At 63.1% G+C, this 23,465-nt stretch carries 23 protein-coding genes; 12 read left to right on the top strand and 11 right to left on the bottom strand.

Annotated elements, in window-relative coordinates:
- Positions 1–84: 84 nt before the first annotated feature.
- The gene (locus tag IPM06_10750) at positions 85–1,974 is read right to left on the bottom strand and encodes a propionyl-CoA synthetase (GenBank protein MBK8770897.1); all 1,890 of its coding nucleotides are present in this window, start codon (positions 1,972–1,974) and stop codon (positions 85–87) included.
- 151 nt (positions 1,975–2,125) lie between these two features.
- Between IPM06_10750 and IPM06_10745 the strand changes: the two genes are divergently transcribed.
- The 5 genes from IPM06_10745 to IPM06_10725 are packed head-to-tail and all read left to right on the top strand — an operon-like array spanning position 2,126 to position 6,922.
- Entirely contained in the window at positions 2,126–3,244 is a 1,119-nt protein-coding gene (locus IPM06_10745) for a phosphatase PAP2 family protein (GenBank protein MBK8770896.1), read from the top strand.
- On the top strand, positions 3,207–4,346 hold the full coding sequence (locus IPM06_10740; protein MBK8770895.1) for a phosphatase PAP2 family protein: 1,140 nt from the start codon (positions 3,207–3,209) through the stop codon (positions 4,344–4,346). Before IPM06_10745 ends, IPM06_10740 begins: the two co-directional genes overlap by 38 nt.
- Positions 4,347–4,393: 47 nt before the next feature.
- Positions 4,394–6,013 (top strand): acyl-CoA synthetase, encoded by a 1,620-nt coding sequence (locus tag IPM06_10735; protein ID MBK8770894.1) that lies wholly within the window; start codon positions 4,394–4,396, stop codon positions 6,011–6,013.
- Between the two features lie 54 nt (positions 6,014–6,067).
- Positions 6,068–6,454 (top strand): DUF2384 domain-containing protein, encoded by a 387-nt coding sequence (locus tag IPM06_10730; GenBank protein ID MBK8770893.1) that lies wholly within the window; start codon positions 6,068–6,070, stop codon positions 6,452–6,454.
- 9 nt (positions 6,455–6,463) lie between these two features.
- Positions 6,464–6,922, top strand: a complete 459-nt coding sequence (locus IPM06_10725) for an RES family NAD+ phosphorylase (protein ID MBK8770892.1) — start codon at positions 6,464–6,466, stop codon at positions 6,920–6,922.
- A gap of 5 nt (positions 6,923–6,927) precedes the next feature.
- Here the strand turns inward: IPM06_10725 and rnhA are convergent, their stop codons facing one another.
- Positions 6,928–7,374, bottom strand: a complete 447-nt coding sequence (rnhA, locus tag IPM06_10720; GenBank protein MBK8770891.1) for a ribonuclease HI — start codon at positions 7,372–7,374, stop codon at positions 6,928–6,930.
- The gene (gene ispH, locus IPM06_10715; protein ID MBK8770890.1) at positions 7,371–8,333 is read right to left on the bottom strand and encodes a 4-hydroxy-3-methylbut-2-enyl diphosphate reductase; all 963 of its coding nucleotides are present in this window, start codon (positions 8,331–8,333) and stop codon (positions 7,371–7,373) included. Before ispH ends, rnhA begins: the two co-directional genes overlap by 4 nt.
- 50 nt (positions 8,334–8,383) lie before the next feature.
- Between ispH and IPM06_10710 the strand changes: the two genes are divergently transcribed.
- A complete protein-coding gene (locus IPM06_10710) occupies positions 8,384–9,484 on the top strand; it encodes a mandelate racemase/muconate lactonizing enzyme family protein (protein ID MBK8770889.1) in 1,101 nt (366 codons plus the stop codon).
- Positions 9,485–9,496: 12 nt separating this feature from the next.
- Here the strand turns inward: IPM06_10710 and IPM06_10705 are convergent, their stop codons facing one another.
- The 3 genes from IPM06_10705 to IPM06_10695 are packed head-to-tail and all read right to left on the bottom strand — an operon-like array spanning position 9,497 to position 11,672.
- Complete coding sequence (locus IPM06_10705; protein MBK8770888.1) at positions 9,497–10,333, bottom strand: (S)-ureidoglycine aminohydrolase; 837 nt, start codon at positions 10,331–10,333, stop codon at positions 9,497–9,499.
- Between the two features lie 18 nt (positions 10,334–10,351).
- A complete protein-coding gene (locus IPM06_10700) occupies positions 10,352–10,858 on the bottom strand; it encodes an ureidoglycolate lyase (GenBank protein ID MBK8770887.1) in 507 nt (168 codons plus the stop codon).
- Entirely contained in the window at positions 10,851–11,672 is an 822-nt protein-coding gene (locus IPM06_10695) for an aldo/keto reductase (GenBank protein ID MBK8770886.1), read from the bottom strand. Before IPM06_10695 ends, IPM06_10700 begins: the two co-directional genes overlap by 8 nt.
- 121 nt (positions 11,673–11,793) lie before the next feature.
- Between IPM06_10695 and IPM06_10690 the strand changes: the two genes are divergently transcribed.
- On the top strand, positions 11,794–13,350 hold the full coding sequence (locus IPM06_10690; protein ID MBK8770885.1) for an acetolactate synthase large subunit: 1,557 nt from the start codon (positions 11,794–11,796) through the stop codon (positions 13,348–13,350).
- Positions 13,351–13,361: 11 nt separating this feature from the next.
- The gene (locus IPM06_10685; protein MBK8770884.1) at positions 13,362–14,528 is read left to right on the top strand and encodes a fumarylacetoacetate hydrolase family protein; all 1,167 of its coding nucleotides are present in this window, start codon (positions 13,362–13,364) and stop codon (positions 14,526–14,528) included.
- Positions 14,529–14,531: 3 nt separating this feature from the next.
- Here IPM06_10685 and msrA read toward each other — a convergent pair whose 3' ends face one another.
- The 5 genes from msrA to IPM06_10660 form a co-directional block, all read right to left on the bottom strand.
- The gene (gene msrA / locus IPM06_10680; GenBank protein ID MBK8770883.1) at positions 14,532–15,173 is read right to left on the bottom strand and encodes a peptide-methionine (S)-S-oxide reductase MsrA; all 642 of its coding nucleotides are present in this window, start codon (positions 15,171–15,173) and stop codon (positions 14,532–14,534) included.
- A 106-nt stretch (positions 15,174–15,279) separates the two neighbouring features.
- Positions 15,280–15,696: a cyclic nucleotide-binding domain-containing protein gene (locus IPM06_10675; GenBank protein ID MBK8770882.1), complete on the bottom strand. Its 417-nt coding sequence runs from the start codon at positions 15,694–15,696 to the stop codon at positions 15,280–15,282.
- 100 nt (positions 15,697–15,796) lie between these two features.
- Entirely contained in the window at positions 15,797–16,618 is an 822-nt protein-coding gene (locus IPM06_10670) for a carbohydrate ABC transporter permease (GenBank protein MBK8770881.1), read from the bottom strand.
- Positions 16,615–17,517, bottom strand: a complete 903-nt coding sequence (locus tag IPM06_10665) for a sugar ABC transporter permease (GenBank protein MBK8770880.1) — start codon at positions 17,515–17,517, stop codon at positions 16,615–16,617. The genes IPM06_10670 and IPM06_10665 overlap by 4 nt, the downstream gene beginning before the upstream one ends.
- Before the next feature lie 99 nt (positions 17,518–17,616).
- The gene (locus IPM06_10660; protein ID MBK8770879.1) at positions 17,617–19,185 is read right to left on the bottom strand and encodes an extracellular solute-binding protein; all 1,569 of its coding nucleotides are present in this window, start codon (positions 19,183–19,185) and stop codon (positions 17,617–17,619) included.
- Positions 19,186–19,685: 500 nt separating this feature from the next.
- Here IPM06_10660 and IPM06_10655 point away from each other — a divergent pair, with 500 nt between their 5' ends.
- From IPM06_10655 to IPM06_10640, 4 genes are all read left to right on the top strand, one after another.
- Positions 19,686–20,660, top strand: a complete 975-nt coding sequence (locus IPM06_10655; GenBank protein ID MBK8770878.1) for a sugar-binding transcriptional regulator — start codon at positions 19,686–19,688, stop codon at positions 20,658–20,660.
- Positions 20,661–20,747: 87 nt separating this feature from the next.
- The gene (locus tag IPM06_10650) at positions 20,748–21,893 is read left to right on the top strand and encodes an MFS transporter (GenBank protein ID MBK8770877.1); all 1,146 of its coding nucleotides are present in this window, start codon (positions 20,748–20,750) and stop codon (positions 21,891–21,893) included.
- A gap of 19 nt (positions 21,894–21,912) precedes the next feature.
- On the top strand, positions 21,913–22,662 hold the full coding sequence (locus IPM06_10645) for an SDR family NAD(P)-dependent oxidoreductase (protein MBK8770876.1): 750 nt from the start codon (positions 21,913–21,915) through the stop codon (positions 22,660–22,662).
- Positions 22,663–22,671: 9 nt separating this feature from the next.
- Entirely contained in the window at positions 22,672–23,445 is a 774-nt protein-coding gene (locus IPM06_10640) for an SDR family oxidoreductase (GenBank protein MBK8770875.1), read from the top strand.
- The last annotated feature ends 20 nt before the right edge of the window (positions 23,446–23,465 follow it).

The raw sequence follows: 23,465 nt of genomic DNA, 5'->3' as shown, positions 1-23,465 counted from the left end.
GAAGCTGGTTCATTGGAAGTGGATGGCTGAAGTTCTGGATGCCTCCTGCCGTCGGCATGACGGCAGAATCATTGTCTCAGATCATCACACCCCGATGCCGTGGGCTTTCATGGCTGCGGCGATTTCCTCGAGGATCTCGGGATCATCGATGGTGGCGGGGGCCTTGAAGGGTTCCTTGTCGGCGATCTTGCGCATGGTGGCGCGGAGGATCTTGCCCGAGCGTGTCTTGGGCAGGCGCTTGATGGTGATGACCGTCTTCAACGCGGCAACGGCGCCAATCGTGTCGCGCACCAGCTTCACGCATTCCTTCTCGATCTGCGCGGCTGCCTTGTTCACGCCGGCCTTCAGCACAATGAGGCCCAGTGGCAGTTGCCCTTTCACCTCGTCGGCAATGCCCAGCACGGCGCATTCCGCGACATTGGGATGCGAGGCCAGCACTTCCTCCATGCCGCCGGTGGAAAGGCGATGGCCCGCGACGTTGATGATGTCGTCGGTGCGGGCCATGATGTAGAGGTAGCCGTCGGCGTCGATGAAGCCAGCATCCGAGGTTTCGTAATAGCCGGGGAAATGCTGGAGATAGCTGGAGCGAAAGCGCTCGTCGGCATTCCATAGCGTCGGCAGGCATGAGGGCGGCAGCGGCAGCTTCACGCAGATGGCGCCCAGTTGCCCCGGCGGCACTTCGTGGCCGCCTTCATCCAGCACATGGATTTCATAGCCGGGCATCGCCACCGTGGGTGAGCCGTGCTTCACCGGCAGCTTGCCGAGACCCACCGGGTTTGCGGCGATGGCCCAGCCGGTTTCCGTCTGCCACCAGTGATCGATCACGGGAACTTTGAGATGGTTCTCCGCCCATTTCACCGTATCGGGATCGGCGCGCTCGCCCGCGAGGAAAAGCGTGCGGAAACAGGAGAGATCGTAGTTGCCGATGAGCTTTCCTTCCGGGTCTTCCTTCTTGATGGCGCGGAAGGCGGTGGGGGCGGTGAACAGGGCCGCCACCTTGTATTCGCTGATGACGCGCCAGAAGCTGCCGGCGTCCGGCGTGCCCACGGGCTTTCCTTCGAACATGAGCGTGGTCGCCCCGCGCAGCAGCGGCGCGTAGCAGATGTAGGAATGGCCCACGACCCAGCCCACATCGGAGGCCGACCAGAACACTTCTCCGGGCTTGATGTCGTATATGTTCTCCATGGACCAGCGCAGCGCCACCATGTGCCCGCCGTTGTCGCGCACCACGCCCTTGGGCTGGCCCGTCGTGCCGGAGGTGTAGAGGATGTAGAGCGGGTCGGTTGCCTTCACCGTCACGCAATCGGCGCGGCGCTTTTGGGCCGAAACAAGGGCGGACCAGTCGTGATCCGTGCTGCCCAATTCAGCCGAGACTTCCGGACGCTGGAAGACAACCACGTGCTGCGGCTTGTGCTCGGCCTGGGCGATGGCGTCGTCCACCAGCGGCTTGTAGGCGATGATGCGGCCCGGTTCGATGCCGCAGGAGGCGGTGAGGATGACCTTTGGCTTGGCATCGTTGATGCGGGTGGAGAGTTCGTGGGGCGCGAAGCCGCCGAAGACCACGGAATGAATGGCGCCGATGCGCGCACAGGCCAGCATGCCAAACAAGGCCTGGGGAATCATCGGCATGTAGAGGATGACGCGGTCGCCCTTTTCCACGCCGAGATCCTGCAGCGAGGCGGCGAGGCGGGCCACCTCATCCAGCACCTCGTCATAGGTGTAGCGGGCCTTGGTGCCGGTCATGGCGCTGTCGTAGAGGATGGCGTCGCGGCTGCCATGGCCAGCCTTCACGTGGCGGTCCAGCGCGTTCCAGCAGGTGTTGCATTCCGCGCCAACGAACCAGCGGTCGAGGTTGTCGACGCGGTCGTAGGCCTTGTCCCACGGTTTCAGCCAGTCCACGTCCTTCGCCGCCTCGGCCCAGAAGCCGTCGCGGTCGTTCTTCCAGCGGTCGTAGGTTTCGGCGTAGCGGCTCATGGCGTGTTCCCCGGGGAAGGCTTCTGGCGGTTGTCGGACCCATTTTCGCGCGTTACCGCCCCCGCGCGCGAGGCCAACTTTGGTCTGAGGATATTAACGGGATTTAAGAGCTTTTCCGGGCATTTTGCGCCGTTCCAACGGGAGTTTCGGGATGAGCAACGCGACGGACATGGCGGGACGGCTGGCGCGCCCGGAGCGGACATTCCTGCCGCTGCTGCGCCAAGGCCTTTCTGCCCATGCGCTTCCCATCACCCTGGCGCTGACCTATGTGCTGGCCCTCAAAGTGAGCGGCACATTCAATGCAACAGTGGGCGGATTGTCCAGCGCGGAAGCGCTGCTGGGCATGGTCTCCTTCTCCGTTCCCGTCGCCCTGCTTTCACTGTTGCTGTTCCTCTTCGGCCACATGGCACTCACCGACCGGCCCGACAAGCCGGCGCGCGTGCTTTGGACGCGCTTCAAGGGCGTGCTGACCTCACCACGGCAAATGGCGACGGGTCTGCCCATGTTCGCTGCGCTGATCCTGTTCATCTATGGCTTCACCGTCTTCAAGGCCACCATCCCGTCCTTCATTCCCTTCTCCTGGGACCAGACCATGGACCGGTGGGACGTGGCACTTCATTTCGGCTACCGCCCGTGGGAATTGCTGCAACCGGTGCTCGGCCACCCCCTCATCACCATGGCCCTGAACGTGAACTACAATCTGTGGTTCTTCGTGATGAACATGTTCTGGGTCTACTACGCCTTCCTCAGCAAGCCATCGGCGGAACGCACGCGCTTCTTCGTTGCCTTCATGCTGATCTGGTCGCTGGGCGGAACGCTGGCGGCAATCTTCTCCTCCTCCGCGGGCCCGTGCTTCTATGGCCGCATCGGGCTTTCGCCTGATCCTTACGCGCCGCTCATGGCCTATCTCAATCATGTCCACGACATCTATCCGCTGTGGGCGCTTGATACGCAGAACATGCTGTGGGACTACCGCAGTGCGGGCTCGGTGTTCGGCGGCATTTCCGCCATGCCCAGCATGCACAATGCAACGACGCTGCTGTTCGTGCTGACCGCCTGGAACAAGGGGATTTGGCTGCGCAACGTACTCATTGCCCACATGGTGCTGGTGTTCATCGCTTCCGTGCATCTCGGCTGGCATTATGCGGTCGATGGCTATGGAGCATGGCTGATCGCGCTGCCGCTGTGGTGGATCGCGGGCCGCATCGCCGCCTGGTGGGAAGCGAAGCCCCATGTGGAATCGTTCCGCGCGCGTGTCGCCCATGTCTGAGGCAACGCTCAGCGGCACGTCGCAACGCCTGACGCGGACATCGCTTCTGCTGCTCAGCCTGCGGCGGCAGTGGATCTTCTTTGTCGTACCCCTGTGCTACGCGGCAACCACGACATGGCTGCTGCGCGACGTGCCGGAAGCACGCGTTGCTTCCGTGCGGGCGCTGGTCATGGGCATGATCACGCTCACCATACCGGCAGGCCTCGTGGCGATCTTCCTGTTCCGTCTCGGCCAGTATGCGCTGGTGCTGAAGCCGGAGAGCCCCACCCGGCAGATGATCACCGATGTGGCCGGACTCTTCCGCAAGCCAGCGGCCTTCCTCCTCGGCCTGCCGCTGCTGGCCGCCATGGTGATCTTCAACAAGGGCATGCTGGAACTGAAGCCGATGATCCCGGCGGTGAAACCCTTCTCGTGGGACACGGACTTCATGGCGCTGGACCGCGCATTGCATGGCGGCTTCGATCCATGGGTGCTGCTGCAGCCGCTGCTCGGCCATGACAACATCACCTTCGCCATCAACATTCTCTATAACTTCTGGTTCCTCGCGCTCTTCGGCTGTTTCATGTGGTTCGGCTTCGCCACGCGCGAAAGCGTGAACCGCACGCGCTTCTTCCTTGCCTACATGCTGACGTGGTGGATCGGTGGCGGTCTGCTTGCCGTGGCGTTCTCCTCGGCAGGGCCCGTGTACTACAGCAACCTCGGCCTTTCGCCCGATCCCTTTGCGCCGCTAATGGCCTACCTCCGTGACGTGGACTTGCGGCTGCCCATCTGGTCGCTCGATACCCAGCAGTTGCTGTGGGACGGCTACATGGGCAAGACCGCGCCCATCGGCATCTCGGCTTTCCCCTCCATGCACAACGCCTCCACACTGCTGTTCGCGCTGGCGGCGTGGCCGCGGTCGCGGGGCCTGGGGGTTGCCTTTGCCATCTATACCGCCATCATTCTCGTCGGGTCTGTGCACCTGGGCTGGCACTATGCCGTCGATGGTTATGGCGGGCTGGCGCTGGCCGCCTGCTGCTGGTGGCTCGCCGGATTTGCGGCGCGCTGGCACCACCGCCGGCCGGGCCATGACAGGCTCAACGAAGGTCTGGCCTCGCTTTAGGCGCCGGACTTGGTACAAAGGGCTCCCAGCAGAGGGTTGCCCCACCTATGTCCGCCTACGACCACGACCTCGACAAGAATGCCGCCAATTTCCAGCCGCTGACGCCGCTGTCGTTCCTCGAACGCTCGGCGGCGGTCTATCCGGACCGCATCGCCATCATTCACGGCCAGTCGCGCACCAGCTACCGCGACTTTTACGCCCGCTGCCGCCGCCTGGGTGCTGCACTTGCAAAACGCGGCATCGGCAAGGGCGACTCGGTTTCGGTGCTGCTCGCCAACACGCCCGCCATGCTGGAATGCCACTACGGCGTGCCCATGACGAAGGGTGTGCTCAACACGCTGAACACGCGCCTTGATGCGCCCACCATCGCCTTCTCGCTCGACCATGCGGAAACCAAGATCCTCATCGTCGACAGGGAATTTTCGAAACTTGCTGCGGAGGCGCTGGCACAGTGCAAGGTGAAGCCGCTGGTGATCGACTATGTCGATCCGGAATGCGAGCTTGAAGGAACGCGGATCGGCACGGAGGACTATGAGGCCGTCGTGCAATCGGGTGATCCCGCCTATCCGTGGCATTGGCCGGATGACGAGTGGGATGCGATCTCGCTCAACTATACGTCCGGCACCACCGGCAATCCCAAGGGCGTTGTCTATCACCATCGGGGTGCAGCGCTGCTGGCGCAGGGCAACGTGCTCACCGCCACCATGCCGAAACATGCCGTCTACCTGTGGACGCTGCCCATGTTCCACTGCAACGGCTGGTGCTTCCCGTGGTCGCTCTCCGTGATCGGCGGCACCCATGTGACCTTGCGCTGGGTGCGCTCGAAGGCGATCTGGGCGGCGCTGGAGGAACACAAGGTCACGCATCTTTGCGGGGCGCCCATCGTGATGTCGACGATCCTCAATGCGCCTGCCGAGGAAAAGCGCCCGCTGACGCAGACCGTCGAATTCTTCACCGCCGCGGCGCCGCCGCCCGAGGCCGTGTTGAAGGCCATGGCAGAGTCGGGCTTCAACGTCACCCATCTCTACGGCCTCACGGAGACCTATGGGCCCGCCGTGGTGAACGACTGGAAATCCGAATGGGACGAACTTGAAAGCGGTGCACGCGCCGCCAAGAAAGCGCGCCAGGGTGTGCGCTATCATGCCTTGGAAGACCTGACAGTGATGGACCCCGAGACCATGGAACGCGTGCCCGCCGACGGCGAAACCATGGGCGAGGTGATGTTCCGCGGCAACGTGGTGATGAAGGGCTACCTCAAGAATCCGAAGGCCTCGGCGGAGGCCTTCAAGGGCGGATGGTTCCACTCGGGCGATCTCGGCGTGCTGCATGCCGACGGCTACATCCAGCTCAAGGACCGTTCCAAGGACATCATCATCTCGGGCGGCGAGAACATTTCATCGATCGAGGTGGAGGATGCCCTCTACAAGCATCCCGCCGTGCAGGCGGCGGGTGTGGTGGCGAAACCCGATGCGAAATGGGGCGAAACGCCGTGCGCCTTCGTGGAACTGAAGCCCGGAAAGACCGCCACGGCGGAGGAAATCATCCAGTGGTGCCGCGGCCACCTCGCCCATTACAAGGTGCCGCACTACGTGGTCTTTACGGAAATCCCCAAGACGAGCACCGGCAAGATCCAGAAGTTCAAGCTGCGGGAACTGGCGCGGGCCTAGTGCCATTTGCCGCCCGGACTTGCGGCATTTGCCGGGATGCCCTATATAGGGAACATGACCATGCATGCCGCCATTCCCGCCGGACTGGGATACGCCGAGATTGCCAAGGGCATTTCGGCAAGGCTGGTCGTGCGCCGGGTGAAAGATGGTGAGCTTTCCTGGGCAGACGTCTATCGCGTGGTGCCGGAGCGGACCTTCAAGCGCCGGCTGGCGGAGGGGGAGGCACTGAAGACGGCGGAGGCCGACGCCATTGCCCGCCTGTTGCGCGTGAGCGAACTGGCGCAGTGGGCATTTCGGGACAAGGCGAAGGCGCGGCTGTTTCTTGATACGCCCAACCCCGCGCTTGGCCGGCACATCCCCTGGGACATGGCGCAGACGGATGCCGGTGCGCGCGACGTGGAAGCGCTGCTCGTGCGTTTCGTGCATGGCGTTCCGGGCTGACGTTTCCGCATGATCGTCTGGCGGCTGGCCGATCCGCGTTATGCCCGTGATCTTTCCGGCGAGGGAAGCCGCCTGATGGGCGGGCGCTGGAATGCGCCGGGCCATGCGGTGCTTTACGTTTCCAGTCACCTGTCGCTGGCGGTGCTTGAAACATTGGCGCATCTGCCTGCCGTGCTGCGGGATGTGCTGCCGCCCCGCGTGGCGGTGGAAATCGAACTGCCGGATGACGTGTCCATGGCCAGTGTCGATGTGCTGCCGCGCAAGATGAGCGGCGAGCGCCTGTTGAAATGGTGCCGGACGGCCGGAGAGAAATGGCTGACGCAGGGATCCAGCCCCGTGTTGCGCGTGCCTTCGATCCTTGTGCCGCAGGAGCACAACTATGTGGTGAACGTCACGGCGCGCGACATGGGCCGTGTGCGCATCCTGAGTGCCAAACCGTTTGCCATCGATGGCCGGTTGCTGCGCTAGGCAGGCTATCTTCCCCGCACCTCGGCGATGCCCTGCCGGGCCAGTTCGTCGGCGCGTTCGTTGTCGGGGTTGCCGTCGTGGCCCTTTACCCAGTGCCAGGAGATTTCGTGACGCTTGATCGCTTCATCGAGGGCCTGCCAGAGTTCCACGTTTTTCACCGGCTTCTTGTCCGCCGTCTTCCAGCCGTTCTTTTTCCAGCCGAAGATCCACTTGGTGATGCCGTCCTTCACGTAGTTGGAATCAACGTGCATCTCCACCGCACAAGCGCGCTTCAACGCATTGAGGGCTTCGATCGCCGCCTTCAGTTCCATCCGGTTGTTGGTGGTATCGGGTTCGCCGCCGAAGAGTTCCTTGCGTGTGCCGTTGTAGTCAAGGATGGCACCCCAGCCGCCGGGGCCCGGATTGCCTGAACAGGCTCCATCCGTGTGGATGACGACCTTGCCCTTGCTCATGCGGCGGGTTGGCTTTCGCGCAGTTCGCGCGGCAGCTTGAAGGAGACATTCTCCTCGCGCAGCGTGACCTTCTCCACCGTCACATCATAGTGGACGCGGAAGGCATCGACGATCTCGTTGACCAGCACTTCCGGGGCCGAGGCGCCCGCCGTGAGGCCGATGGTCTTCAGGCCCTGGAGCTCGTCCCATTTCAGCTCGCTGGCGCGCTGCACCAGAAGAGCACGCGGACAGCCGTTCTTCACGCCCACTTCAACGAGGCGTTTGGAATTGGAGGAGTTGGGGGCGCCCACCACCAGCAGCATGTCGATCTGTTCGGCGATGGACTTTACCGCCTCCTGGCGGTTGGTGGTGGCGTAGCAGATGTCTTCCTTCACGGGCCCGCGCATCTCCGGGAAGCGGCGGCGCAGCACGGCAATCACGTCGGCCGTATCGTCGACGGAGAGCGTGGTCTGGGTAATGTAGGCGAGCTTGTGGGGATCACGGACGCCAAGAGCTTCAGCATCCTCCACCGTCTCGATCAGCGTCACCGCGCCCTCCGGCAACTGGCCCATGGTGCCGATCACTTCGGGATGCCCGGCATGACCGATGAGGATGATCTGGCAGCCGTCCTGCTGGTGGCGTTGCGCCTCCAGATGCACCTTGGTCACCAGCGGACAGGTGGCATCGAGCTGGAACATGTTGCGGCGCTGCGCTTCCGCCGGAATGGCCTTGGGCACGCCGTGGGCGGAGAAGATGACAGGGTGATCGCCTGCGGGAATCTCATCCAGTTCCTTCACGAACACCGCGCCCTTGGCCTTCAGTCCATCCACCACGAACTTGTTGTGCACGATCTCATGGCGCACGTAGACCGGCGCGCCGTAAACTTCGAGGGCCCGCTCGACAATATCGATAGCGCGCACCACGCCAGCGCAAAAGCCGCGCGGCGCTGCCAGCAGGATCTTGAGGGCGGGTTTGTTCATGGCTGCTGATGTGGCTGGCATGTGACAGGATGTCAAGTTAGGCTGCGCCCATGAAAATTACCAAACTCGAAACTTTCTGCAATGAATTCGTGGGCTTCGTACGGGCGACGGCGGAAACCGGCGCGCAGGGCTGGGGCCAGGTTTCCACCTACAACGCCGACATCACCTGCGAGGTTTTTCACCGCCAGGTTGCCCGCCATGCCCTTGGCACCGAGGCGCTGGATTTCGCCGATACGCTGAACCTGATCGGCGAGCGAGAACACAAATACCCCGGTTCCTATCTGCGCCGGGCCATGACCGGGCTCGACACGGCGCTCCTCGATCTGCGCGGCAAGGTGGAGGGTAAGCCGGTGACGGCGCTGCTCGGTGGAACACCCGGCAGACTCCGGGCCTACGCTTCCTCCATGAAGCGCGACATCACGCCGGAGGATGAAGCCAAACGCTTCCTCAGGCTGCGCGATGCCCATGGCTTCGATGCCTTCAAGTGGCGGGTCGGCGCCGAATGCGGGCGCGACAAGGATGAATGGCCGGGCCGCACGGAGGCTGTCATCCCGGTGGTGTCCAGGGCGCTGGGCGATGGCGTGGACAAGCTGGTGGATGGCAACTCCTGCTACTCGCCCGGCCGCGCCATCGAAGTGGGCCGCATGCTGGAGCAGCATGGCATCGGGCATTTCGAAGAGCCCTGCCCCTATTGGGAATTCGAACAGACGAAGCAGGTGACGGATGCCTTGTCGATCGATGTCACGGGCGGGGAACAGGATTGCGAATTCACGGCATGGAAGTCCATGATCGACATGCGGGCGGTGGACGTGATCCAGCCCGATGTCATGTACATGGGCGGCATGTTGCGCACGATGGAGGTGGCGCGCATGGGCGCGGAGGCGGGCCTGCCCTGCACGCCGCATGCGGCGAACCTCTCGCTGGTGACACTTTGCACCATGCATCTGCTGCGGGCCATTCCCAATGCGGGCAAGTATCTCGAATTTTCCATCGAGGAGGCGGATTATTATCCGTGGCAGTATGGCTTGTTCCGCAATGATCCGTACACGGTGGAAAACGGCCAGGTGACGGTGACGGATGCGCCCGGCTGGGGCGTGGAAGTCAGCCCGGCGTGGCTGGACAAGGCGGCATACCGGGCAAGCGCGGTCTAGGCCGCAGGCGCCTCACCCGCCCAGCACATCGAGCCGCGCGTGGCGGTTCACGTCCTTGTAGAGGAGGTAGCGGAAGCGGCCGGGGCCTCCGGCGTAGCAGGCTTGCGGGCAGAAGGCGCGGAGCCACATGAAGTCGCCCGCCTCCACTTCCACCCAGTCTCCATTCAGCTTGTAGACGGCCTTGCCCTCCAGCACGTAGAGGCCATGTTCCATCACATGGGTTTCAAGAAACGGAATGATGCCGCCGGGCTCGAAGTTGACGATGGTGACGTGCATGTCGTGGCGGAGGTCGGCGGGGTCGACAAAGCGCGTTGTCGACCACACGCCATTGCAGTCCGGCATGACACTCGGCGCCACGTCCTGCTCGTTGACGACAAAGGCCTCGGGTGCGGCCAGGCCGGGTGCGGGTTCGTAGCGCTTGCGAATCCAGTGAAAGCGCGCGGCCTCGACGCCCTCATTACGCACGGCCCATGTGGCACCGGGCGGGATGTAGGCGTAGGAGCCGGGCTTCATCACGTGCACCTTGCCGTTCAGCATGAGGCCGAATGAGCCTTCGACGGTGAACAGCACGCCTTCGGCGCGGGGGTCCGGTTCCGGCGCGCTGCTGCCGCCACCGTGCGAGACTTCCATGATGTATTGCGAGAAGGTCTCGGCGAATCCGCTCATAGGCCGGGCGATGATCCAGACCCGCGTCTTGTCCCAGCCGGGCAGATGGCTGGTCACGATGTCGCGCATCACGCCCTTGGGGATCACGGCGTAGGCCGTGGTGAAGATGGCGCGTCCGGTGAGGAGATCGGTCTGCGGGGGAAGGCCGCCGTGCGGGGCGTAGTAGGTCGGGTGCTTGGTCATGATGTCAGGCTAGAGAGGTCAGGTGCGATTTGCAAACGCGTGCACGGTCCACTTCTCGGGCAGCCAGACCTCGTCGAGGTTATCGCCGGGGCCGATGCGGTCGATGACGAGAAAATGGCTGTGCGGATCAGCGACCAGAAGCGGATGATGCCAGGCGCTGCGAGAATAGTTGACACCCTGCCGCCCCGTGGCGGCAAAGAGGCGGTAGCTGTTGATCTCCAGCGGGTCAGTGCAGACGAGCACCAGCCACGGCCTGTCCTGCATCGGGATGAAGGCCTGCGAGCCGAGTGGATGCCGTTCCATCATCTTGATGGCAATGGGTGTGGGCCGCGGATTGGCGGTGAAGATCGACACATTCACGGCCCCTTCGCCCGCCACCACATCCACCTTGCAGAGATCGTTGAAGCGGTTGGCGAAGCCCTGGTTGATGGTGCGGGGCTTCACGAGTCCGGTGTCCAGCACATCGCCAAAGGGGCGGAAGGCCTCCGCCGTGAGCGGCTGGGCCGAGAGGCGGAACTCAGTCATCCCAGCGGCCCTCCATCCATGAGCCATTGATCGTGCGCCCGCCGGACGTTCCGAGTGCTGCGAGTGCGGCCATGTCGTCCGCGGTCAAAGCGAAATCGAAGATACGCAGGTTGGATTGCGCATGGGCGCGCTTGTCGGTCTTGGGGATGGCGATTACGCCCTGCTGCACGATCCAGCGCAGGATGATTTCGTTGGGCGGGCGGCCGTAACGTTCCGCCAGGGCTTTCACAACGGGATGGCCGAAGGGCTTGCCGCGCGCCACGGGGCTGTAGGCCACCAGCGGAAGGCCCAGCTCGTCAGCGGTGGCCTTGAGCTTTTTCTGGTCGATGAGAGGATGGAATTCCACCTGGTTGCAGGCCACATCGCCCAACCGTTTCACCGCCTGGCGGAGCATGCGGGGGGTGAAGTTGGAAACGCCGATGCGCCGGGTATGGCCCGCGGCCTGTGCTTCCTTCAACCGGTCGAGCGCGCCATCGATTTCCGCATCGGGCGGCGGCCAGTGGATGAGCAGCAGATCGGGCGGCCCGCCAAGGGCCTCCACGCTCCGCCGGACGGAATCCGCGAAGCGGGCCTTGCCGAGGTTGGACGGTTCCACCTTGGTGGTGATGAAGAGCTGGTCCCGTGCCACACCGCAGCGGGCAATGCCCTGACCCACCTCGCGCTCATTGCCATACATCTGGGCCGTGTCGATATGCCGGTAACCCAGCCCGATGGTCATGATGATGGTTTCGGTGCACTGGTCGCCGGTGAGCGGATAGGTGCCCAGGCCGAGGGCCGGAATGCCGTTGATCAGGGGAACAAGTGGAACTGGCACGGCGACATATCTCCAGGTTGCACCTGCACTATCGCACCGCAGTGGTGGGGGATCAACGCGGAAGCAAGCATGTTTTGTCCGCAGGGTTGAAGCGAATCCACAAATCGCCAATAACTTGCCCATGTCATCACAGCCCAAGCTCAATGGGGCGGAAAGCCTCGTCCACACGCTGATCTCCAACGAGATCGGGGTGTGCTTCGCCAACCCCGGCACCAGCGAAATGCATTTCGTCGCCGCCCTCGACCGCATTCCGGGGCTGCGCTGCATCCCCGGCATGCAGGAGAATGTCGTGACCGGCATGGCCGACGGCTACGGCCGAATTGCGCAGGTGCCCGCCGCCACCCTGCTGCATTGCGGACCGGGACTGAGCAACGGACTCGCGAACCTGCACAACGCCCGCAAGGCGCGGTCCCCGGTGGTCAACATCGTGGGTGACCAGGCGACCTATCACACGCAGTATCAGCCGCCCCTCGCGATGGACACGCAAAAGGTGGCGGAGACAGCCTCGGACTGGGTGCGCGTGTCGTCGCGGACCGACAGCCTGGGCCGCGACGCCGCAGAGGCGGTGCGGGCGGCGCGCAGTTCGCCCGGCCAGATCGCCACGCTGGTGGTGCCGTCGGACATTTCGTGGAGCGATGGTGGCGTGGCGGCGGGGCGGCTTCCGCCTGCACCGGCGCGGCCCTTCGACATGGCGAAGCTCAGGGCTGCTTCCATCATCCTCAAGGAAAAGAAGAACGTGCTGCTGCTGCTCGGCGACCGGGCGCTGGCGCACCTGCCGCAACAGCATGCCGCGCGCATCCAGGCCAAGACCGGGTGCCGCGTGATGGCGGAATCGATCAACGGGCTCCAGGCGCGCGGCCACGGCCGCCTGCCTCTCGAGCGCGTGCCCTACCCTGCCGCCATGGCCATTGAAACTCTGAAGGACGTGGAGCACATCATCTGCGTGGGCTCGCGCGCGCCGGTCGGGTTCTTTGCCTATCCGGGCGTGCCCAGCCATCATGCGCCAGCCGGCGCAACCGTCACCGTTCTTGCCCAGCCAGGGCAGGACATGGTGGAGGCGCTGGATGCGCTGGCGCAGGACATCGGCGCGCCGCGCACGGCCGTGTTCGACTCCGGGCGCAGGCCCGAGGTGCCGAAGGGCATCCCGTCGTCGGAAGGCTTCGGCCAGTTGCTGGGTGCCGTGCTGCCGGAGCAGTCGATCGTCGTTGACGAGGCCATCACCTTCGGCACGCACATGTTTCCGGGTTCGACCGCGGCCCATCCCCATGACTGGATGATGGTGACGGGCGGGGCCATCGGCTATGGCATGCCGGCGGCAACGGGTGCTGCCGTCGCGGGCAATGAGCGCCGCGTCCTCAACATCCAGGCCGACGGCTCGGCCATGTACACGATCCAGTCCCTGTGGACGCAGGCGCGCGAAAAGCTGCCCGTCACCACCGTCATCATCAACAACCGCAAATACCAGATCCTGATCGGCGAATATGCCGGCGTGGGCGCCAATCCAGGCCCCACCGCCATGAACATGCTCGACCTCGGCAACCCGGACACGGATTTCGTCAGGATCGCCAACGGCCTCGGTGTCGAGGCGGCGCGGGCGACGACGCTGGAAGATTGCGCGCGGCTGATGCAGCAGTCGTTCCTCACGCCTGGGCCTTTCCTCATCGACCTCATTGTGTGATCTTCGCGGCCATGAAAATCGCAGACGCCATCCGCCTCACTGAAGATGCAACCCGCCATGGCACCTTTGCCGGGCGCGCCTGGCGAGACGGCGTGGGACCCTGTGTCGTCACGCTGCGCAAGGGGCGCGTGATCGACATCACGTCACGGGCACTGCCCACGATGCGCGATTTGTGCGAGGCGGATGAACCCGCTGCCGCGGCATCTGCGGCGGAGGGCACCGATCTCGGCGGGCTGGCAGACATTCTCGCGGCCACGGCTTCGCCAGCGCCTTCGCCGGTGCGCCTGCTCGCGCCCATCGACCTGCAGGCGATCAAGGCGGCGGGTGTCACTTTCGCGGTCTCGATGCTGGAGCGGGTGATCGAGGAGAAGGCGCGCGGCAACCCTGCGCTGGCCGACGGCATCCGCCACGACATCACGCGCCTGATCGGCGATGACCTCTCCAAGCTGGTGCCGGGTTCTGACGAAGCCATGGCATTGAAGCACGCGCTGATCGCCAAGGGGGCGTGGTCGCAATATCTCGAAGTGGGCATCGGCCCCGATGCCGAGATCTTCACCAAGTCACAGGTGATGAGTGCCGTGGGTTTTGGCGCCGACGTTGGCATTCACCCTGTTTCGCACTGGAACAACCCGGAGCCGGAATGCGTGCTGGTGGTGAGCAGCAAGGGCGCCATCATTGGAGCGACCCTGGGCAATGACGTGAATCTGCGCGACGTGGAAGGACGCTCCGCGCTTCTCCTCGGCAAGGCGAAGGACAACAACGCCTCCTGCGCGCTGGGACCGTTCATCCGGCTGTTCGATGCAAGCTACGGCCTCGATGATGTGAACAGCATGGACGTGGCGCTGGAGGTTCAGGGGCCGGACGGCTTCCACCTCACGGGCGGCAGCAGCATGAGCCGCATCAGCCGCCCTCCGCTGAAGCTGGTGGCGGGCACGATCGGGGCGCATCACCAGTATCCGGATGGTTTCGTGCTGTTCTGCGGCACGGTGTTTGCGCCGACGCAGGACCGGGACGCGCCAGGATCAGGCTTCACCCACAAGCATGGCGATGTGGTGAGCGTCTCCAACCCGCATGTGGGCGCACTGGTCAACACGGTGCGGTCCACGGATGCCTGTCCGCCCTGGCAGTTCGGCGTGTCGCACCTCATGCGCAACCTTGCGGGGCGCGGGCTTCTCTAGGCTTCAGCTGTGGTTACCGCGCCCGTCGGTGAAGGCCTGCGAGCCCCAGACCTGCTTCACGCGCTCATCGCGGCCGCAACCTTCGCGGTAACGCTGGTACGCCAGTGATTGCCGGATCAGGCCGAAGCGCGTGAGCACGAGGCCTTCGCCCATGTAGTAGTCCTGGTGATAGGCCTCCGCTTCGGCAAAGCGCGTGTGCGGACGCACGGGCACGGCGAGGGTTTCGCCGAGCGCCTTGGCGGCATCGGCGACGGCGCGTTCGGCAACCGCCTTCTGCTCGGGCGTCTGGTAGAAGATCGCGGGCACGTAGCTGTCGCCACGGTCGCAGAACTGGCCATCGCCGTCGGTCACATCGATGGTGCGGAGGAAACGGCGCACCAGTTCGTCATAGCTCACCACGGCGGGATCGAATTCCACCTCGACGGACTCGGTGTAACCTTCGTGGCTCTCATAGCTTGGGTTGTCCGCCGTGCCGCCGGCATAGCCGGACGTTGTACGGGTGACGCCCTTGATGTGATCCATGTCCTTCTCCACGCACCAGAAACAGCCGCCGGCGAAGATGGCGGTGTCGGCATGGGCCGGAACGATAAGGAAAGCGCCAAGGGCGAGGGCCAGCAGCGGGCGTGCGAGGGCGGTGAGCGTCATGGGTTGGTCTCCCTTTCCGTCCCTCATACGCCTGAAATGACCGGAGCGTTCTTCACGTTCCTGCACAATTGCGTGGCGGCGATGTGAAGGCCGTTGGGGGCCAGCTTCAGTTTGGGCCTGTCGTCACCGCCTGGAGCACCGCGAGTTTCGCATTCATCTTGCGGATGCGGCGGGCCAGAAGGCGCATGATCAGCAGGTTGAAATGCGGGACCTTGGCCATCAGTGCCATGAAGCGCTTTTCATCCAGCGGCACGGCGATCACATCGGTCCTGGCGACAATGTTGGCACTGCGGGTGGTACGCTCCAGCAAGGCCATTTCGCCAAAAATTCCGCCCTCGCTGATCTCCTCGACGGGGATGCCGTTGACCTGCACTTCGACCGTGCCCTGGCGGATCATGTACATCAGCGTTCCATCGTCACCTTCGGTGACAATGGTGTTGCCCGCCGGAATCGACACTTCCGGAATGTTGAGGTCCTTGAAGATGCGAAAGTCGATGGGCCGTTCCTTGTGTGGATCGAGCATGTGTTGCCTCCTTCTGCTCCTGGTTGTGAGACAGTAGCGATACCACCGTGAACGGCCCTTGAAGGGGCCGTTCATGTGGCGTTGGGCGGAGGCCCGGCCCTCAGCCCTTGACTGCGCCCATGGTGAGGCCGCGGGAAAGATTGTTCTGGATGAGGATGACGAGCAGCAAGATCGGGAAGAAGGCCATGAAGGCAATCAGCGCGATGGCATTGTAGATGATGCCGTCTGAGCCGCCTTTGAAGTTGGCCAGGGCAATCGACATTGTGTAGGCCTCTTTGCGGCCGATGATCAGGGTGAGCAGATACTCGTTCATGGCAAAGACGGAAGCGATGACAGCGGCCGTGATAATGCCGGGCAGGCACATGGGAATGATGATTTCCCAGAGGATGCGCAAATCGGACGCGCCATCCGTGCGGGCGGCGTCTTCGATTTCATGGGGAATGTCGATCATGTAGGAGCGGATGATCCATACGACGATGGAAAGATTGATCGCGGCATAGACGAGCATGAGAGCCCAGATCGTGTCGAGCATCCGGACCTGGGCAAAGAGAACGTAGAGCGGGATGGCAACGACAACCGGGGCCATCATCTTTGTGGAGAGGATGTAGTTGCCGATGTCTTCGCGGCCCTTGTAGCGATAGCGCGCCAGCGAATAGGCAGCGGGAATGCCAAGCAACAGGCAGATGAAGACGCTTCCGGCGACGGATGCGATTGAATTGAAGAAATACTTCATCATGGGCCATTCGTCCCAGATCTTGGCCCAGGTCTCCATGGTGAAGGTGGGCCAATAGATGGGATCGGGCGCGATGATTTCGACGCGCGGGCGCAATGCAATTGTCGCAAAGTACCAGATGGGCCAGACCGAGACGACAGCCCAGGACAACAGGATGATGGTGCCGATGATGGAACGCTTCGACTTCATGATTCAGTTCCAGACTTGAAGTAGCGGCGCACCAGGACCTGCGCCAGAACAACCGTGATGATCAACACCACGACAGAAATTGCCGAGGCGTAGCCGAAGTCGGGTCCGTCCCAGGCCACGCGGTTGATGTAGTAGCTCACGGTTTCCGTGGCACCTCCTGGGGCACCGTGGGTGATGAGCTGAATGGGGGTGAACATGTTGAGAATGTCGATGCCGCGCAAGATGAGGGCCACGGCGATGATGGGCCGCATCATCGGCAGGGAGACATTGAAGAATGTCGACCACCAGGAGGCGCCGTCGAGTCTTGCGGCTTCCTCCACTTCCTTGTCCTGCCCCTGAAGGCCGGCGACGAAGATGATGAAGAGGAAGGGCGTCCATTGCCAGACGTCGGTGAAGATGACGACAAGCCGTGCTAGCGCCGGCGTGAACATCCAGTCGATATTGAAATCAATGAGGCCGATGCGCTTCAGAAGATCGCTGATGATGCGGCCGTCGTTGAACATGAGCTTCCAGATGAAGGTGACGGCAGACGGCATGAGCAACATCGGCAACAGGAAAATGATGCGGAAGCCCTTGACCCAGGGGTCGCGGTAGACAAGCGCGGCCAGCAACATGGCAAGGAAGAATTCGACCAAAAGGGTGATCGCGCCAAGGAAGGCGGTGTTCCACAAGGCGTTGAAGAACTCGTAGTCGGTGAAGAGCTGGCTGTAGTTGGCCAAGCCTGCCCATTCGAGCTTGAACTTGCCGCCGTAGAACGAGCGGTAGACTGCATAGATGCCGGGATAGAGCGTGATCGAGAGCAGGTAGATGACAGCGGGCGCCACCAGCAAATAGGGGAACATCTTGCGCGCCAAGGGGCTGCGGCGGCGGACGGTGGCTGGCAGTGTCGCGGCGGTCATGAGGGGAGCCTGGGCCTTGAGCGATGGATTGCAAGGCAAATTCAACAAAGGGGGAAAAGCGATGGCCGGGGTTTCCCCCGGCCATCCAGCGTAAACGGTTTAGATGGGCGCCTTCTTGCCCGCGCCCAAGTTGAGGCCCGGAGCCATGGAGGCGTAGGACACCGGGTCCTTGCCTGCATAGAAGCCGGACTTGGTCATGATGTCCTTGACCTTGGCAGCGGCGTTGTCGAGCGCTTCCTTGGCACCGACCTTGCCGACGATGGCATCGTTGATCTGGAAGCCGATTTCCTGCTCCATGTCGAAGGCCGACGGGAGGCGCGGCGAGCACCAGGCGTAGTCCAGCGACTCGGACCAGATCTTGGCCGGCTGCGAGACCTTGCGGAGGTTCTCGTTGGTGAGCACCGAGCGGTAGCCAGGTGCAACGCCGTTGGCGTTGGCTTCGTTCATGGCCATGATCGACGACGTCGTGAGGAACGAGAGCAGCAGGAAGGCTGCTTCCGGTTCCGGCGAAGTCGCGGCAACCGACGAGGTCGAGCCAGCGATGTTCGGCGGGCAATAGGTGCCACCGGCAACGCGCGGTTCATAGATCGTCAGGATGTCGTCACCGAGTTTGGACTGATCCGGGCGCGTGGCCTGGGTGCCCGAGTCCTGCCACGAGATGTTGCAGGCGATCTGGCCGCCAAGGAAGGCGCCACGGTTGGTCGGCCAGTCGGCTGCAGCAACGCCTTCGATGGCATGCTTGGACAGGGCGAGGATGGTTTCCAGGCCCTTCATGCCGGCGTCGCCGTTGAAGATCGGCTCCCACTTGTCGTCGAACAGCATCATGCCGTGCTGGGCGGCAACATGCTCCCACAGGTAGGTGGCCCAGAAGCCGCGGCCAGCCATCATGCCGATGCCCGCAACGCCCTTCTGTGCCTTGTTCAATTCAGGGGCCAGACGCACCATTTCCTCGTAGGTCGGGATGGTGGTGGTGGTGTCCGGATCCTTGCCGAGAACCTGCTTGAAGATCGACTTGCGGATGTGAACCTGCTGGATGTCGCAGTCGAACGGAATGCCGAACATGCCCTTGTCGCCAAAGTTGGCGTAGTTCAGGCGGTAGGTGTCATAGAAATCGTCGAGCGGCAGCTTCCACTTGGCGGCATAGTCGTCGAGCTTGGCAAGCAGGCCCTGGGCGGCGAAGTCGCCGAGCCACGGAGAGAAGAACTGCATGCAGTCGAACGACGGGTTACCCGACATGGCTTCCGAGACAATCTTGTTCTTCATGTCGCCGTCAGGGATGGCCACGAGATCAATGTTGATGCCCGAGAGATCCTTGAAGGGCTGCGTGCCCTGAAGTGCCGATTCACGGTCATCCGACGAGATCAGGAAGCGGACGGTCTTGCCGCCATGTTCCTTGCGGATGGCTTCCCAGTCAGCAGTGCGGATCCAGTCCTTGTTCGGATCCCACATCAGCTCGTCGCCATTCAGGCCATACTGCTTCTGGTAATCCTTGTTCACGTAATTGGCCACATTGATCTTGGCCAGCACGTCCGCAGGGTTTTGCATGTCGGCAAAGGCCCGGTTCACATTGAACAGGTTCACGCCGCCGACGCTGAGTGCTGCACCCGTGGCCGCGGTGCTCTTCAGCAGTGAGCGGCGGGTGACCAGACCCGACTTCTTGAACTTCATCACATTCCTCCGTTGGTGTGGCCTGGTTCTGCAAACCCATGGACTACGGCAGGCCAGCCGTGGCGCGGGGTCTTCAATGCCGTCCCCCAGGGAGAGGAGCCGCACGAAATCGATTCTGGATCAGGGGAAGAAGACAGCACGGGCCGAGCCGCATTGGCCGCCATGAACAGCGGCCTCCGGCAAGTGGCGACACGTCTGGAGACACCTGTGACAGGCATCACGTCAGTCCTCCCAAGCGGGCCTTCGAGCCCTTGTTGTTCTTTGGTTCAATTAGACTACTTAATGTCTTTCGAGAATGCAAATGTTTCGTTTTAGGTGTGAACCTCTCATTTCTGAGGCTGAAAACGGGCCAATCTTGGGCCGCGCACCTTCCCTGCAAGGGGCGGGCGAACACAATCCCTGTCTGCATTCCGAAACAATTGTGCTATGAAAGGGCAGATGTATCCATCGCGCGGGCGGTGGATTGATGAGCGAGGATGATTGCCTTGGGCAAAGACACGATGCCGTTTTCCGGCGATCCACTGCCCGAACGCACGGCGGGTCGCGTGGCGCGCAATCGCATGCGCATTGCGTGGATGTACTATGTCGAAGGGCTGACGCAAAACGAAATCGCCGACCGCCTGGGCATTGGCCGCGTGACGGTGGTGCGCAACATCAACGAAGCGCTGAAGCAGCGCGAAGTGAAGATCTGGATCACCGGGGGCGTGGCCGAGTGCCTCGACCTGGAAGCACAATTGAAGGCACGTTTCGGCCTTACCGATGCCGTTGTGGTGCCGGAGCCGGCAGAACCCGGCCACGTGAACAAGGCCATCGGCTTTGCCGCGGGCATGTATGTGACGGACCAGCTCACCGACAATTTCTGCCTGGGCGTGGGCTGGGGTGCAACGCTCTATGAATCGCTGCAAACACTGTCGCCCCGGGAACTGAACAATGTCGAGGTGGTGTCGCTGCTCGGCGGCATCGTGCAGGCGCGGCGGTTCAACCCGGCGGAATTCGCCTGGCAGTTCGCCAACACGGTGGGGGCCGACTGCTATTTGCTCACGGCTCCGGCGGTGGTGGATTCCCCCGAGACGAGACGCGCCCTCATCGAGCGCTGCGGCCTCGATGGCGTGCTCAACCGGGCCGACAACATGAACATGGCGCTGGTCAGCGTCGGCACCATGTCGGCACTCTCGACCTCGTTCCGCTTCGGCTTCATGAGCGAGGCGGACCGGCAATCACTGGTGGCCGCCAATGCGGTGGGCGACCTGCTCTATCATTTCTTCGATGCCGAGGGCCGCATCGTTGATCATCCCATCAACGCGCGCGTGATGTCGATGCCGATCGAGCGCCTGCGCAAGGTGCCGCGCCGGGTGCTGATCTCGGGCGGCAACGACAAGGTTCCTGCCCTGCTTGCAGGCATGAAACTTTCCGCCGCGAACGTGCTCATCACCAATGAGGACACGGCGCGCGCCCTGCTTGAGGCGCGGGGCTGACATCGGCGGAGGCGCTGGCACAGGGGGCAGCAGGAATGCTAACGGCGGCGCTCGCCGTAAGTCCCTCGCTCCCTACCAGGATTCGCCATGCCGCCGCCTCACGCTTCCACTGCCCGCTTTGCGCTTCTGGCGATGTTCGTTTTGCACGGCATGCTGTTCGGCGTATGGGCCACGCAAATTCCCCTCGCCAAGGTCCGCCTTGATGTGAGCCTCACCACGTTCGGGCTTTCGCTGCTGTGTGTGGCAGTGGGAGCCGTGGTGGCGATGCCGGTGGCCGGCGCACTGGTCAACCTCTACGGCAGTGCGCGGCTCACCATGATCACGGGAATGATGTTTGCGGCGTCCGTGGCGGCACCATCGCTGGCGCCGGACCTTCCGCCGTTCATTGCGGGCGGTGTGTTGCTGGGGGCTTCCATCGGGTCCATGGACGTGGCCATGAATGCCCATGGCTTGCTGATCGAGCGGGCTCTCAGGAGGCCGGTGATGTCCGGCTTCCATGGCGGCTTCAGCATTGGCGCTGCAATCGGCACGATCGGCGGGGCATGGCTGCTCGGTGCTGCCGGACCTGCCGTGCAACTCGCCGCCGTGTGCGGACCTGTGTTCATCGCCATGCTCGTATGCAGCCAATATCTCTTGCCCAGCCATCTGGACCGGGGATTGTCGGGATCGCACTTCGCCTGGCCCACGGGCGCTTCCATCGGGCTAGGCCTTCTCTGTTTTCTGGCGCTGATGATTGAAGGCTCCGTGGCAGACTGGGGCGCCCTGATGTTGCGCGAACGCTTCGTCGTGGATGCTGCCTTCGCTGCCATGGCCTTCGGCTTCTATCAGACGGGCATGAGTGTGGCGCGCTTCACGGGCGACAGGCTGCGCCTTCATTTCGGCGCGGTGCGGCTTGTGGCTGTGAGTGCCGGTCTCACTGCGGCAGGAACAGCAGCCGCCCTGCTCGCACCCCACGCAGTCCTCTCACTTGCAGCTTTTGCTTTTGCGGGTGTCGGCATCGGCAATGTTGCGCCCATCCTGTTCGCGGGCGGCGGGCGGCTTGAACCGGAAGCGCCGGGGCGCGGCATCGCTGCCGTCACCTCGCTCGGCTATTCCGGGTTTCTTGCCGGACCGCCGCTGATCGGCGTCGTTGCGGACTTCACATCCCTCCAGCAGGCGATGTTCATCACCGTCGCCGCTGCCTTGATCATCGCCTTCTGCGCGCGCATGGTGAAAGCTGCGGACACATATTGATCCGCACAACGGAGACGAGATGGATCAGATCAAGGGGAAACGCGTCTTCATCACGGGTGCCGCGCGAGGCCTCGGAGCCGCCTTTGCCGTGGTCCTCGCCGACATGGGCGCGAAGCTCTTCCTCACGGCGCGCAACATCGAACCACTTTCGGCGCTGGCGGAATCGATCCGCCTGCGCACTGGCACGGCACCCGAATATCATGCGCTCGATCTCGCCGATGTCTCGCAGGTCACGCTTTTCGCCAAGGCCTGGCGCGACCAGAACCAGCCACTCGACATTCTCGTCAACAACGGCGCGATGTGGCTGTCGGGGTCCATGGATTCGCATGATGCATTTGCGATCCAGCAGACGATCACCGCCAACGTCACGGGCACACTTCTGCTGACGCGCGGATTGCTGCCGCTGCTCAAGGCGTCTCCCGCTGCCGACATCGTCAATGTCGTGTCGGTGAGCGGCATGAGCAACGTGCCGCTGCAAGGCGCATCCATCGCCTACATCGCGTCGAAGCATGGACAGGCGGGATTGACGGACGGCCTGCGGCAAGAACTCCGCGGCACGGGCGTGCGGGTGACGGCGCTCTATCCGCCGAACATCGAGGACCTGTCGCCACTCAACCCGAAGGAATGGGATGCAGCACGCGATACGGCAAGCTGGCTTACCACCAAGGATGTGGTAGGAACCGCGCTCGGCGCCCTCTCGCGGGCCCGGCATGTGCATTTCATGTCGGTGCTGATGGAGACGGCGACGGCCAATTTTCATGGACATTAGGAGCTGAAATTGAAGCTGAAGGACCGCATTGCCGTCATCACCGGATCTGCCAAGGGAATCGGCCTTTCCATCGCCGAACGCTTCGTCGCCGAAGGGGCCCGGGTGGTGATGTGCGACGTGCTGGATGAAATGGGCGTGAGGGAAGCAAGCCGCATCCGCGCCAACTATCATCACTGCGACGTGTCCAAGCCGAAGGATGTGAATGCGCTGGTCGCCGCCGTGGTGCGCGACCATGGCAGCCTCGACATTCTCGTCAACAATGCGGGAGTCTCGCTGGCAAAGGATTTCCTGGATCTCACCGAGGAGGACTACGACCACGTCCTCGACATCAACCTCAAGGGCTCGTTCCTGATGTTGCAGGCGGCGGCGCGCGAAATGGTGAAGCAGGTGCGGGCGGGCCGCAAGGCGGGCGCCATCGTCAACATGTCATCGGTCAACGACACGCTCGCCATTCCGGCCATTGCACCCTACGTCATGTCGAAGGGTGGCGTGAAGCAGCTGACCGCCGTTGCAGCGCTGGCGCTGGCGCCCCACGGCATCCGCGTCAACGGCATCGGCCCGGGATCGATCCGCACCGACATGCTCACCGCGACGCTGCAGGACAAGGCGGCCTATACGCGCGCCATGTCGCGCACACCGCTGGGGCGTCCGGGCGAGCCTTCGGAAGTGGCGAGCGTTGCGACGTTCCTCGCTTCCGACGATGCAAGCTATGTGTCGGGTCAGATCATCTACGTCGATGGCGCGCGCATGCCGCTGAACTATACGGTGCCGGTGCCGGAGTGATGCGCGGGGGGCAGGCGGCG

It is taken from the genome of Hyphomicrobiales bacterium, from assembly GCA_016710435.1.
Lineage (GTDB): Bacteria > Pseudomonadota > Alphaproteobacteria > Rhizobiales > Aestuariivirgaceae > Aestuariivirga.
Note: the sequence above shows the minus strand (reverse complement) of the source record. Positions and strands in the feature narration are given on the sequence as shown.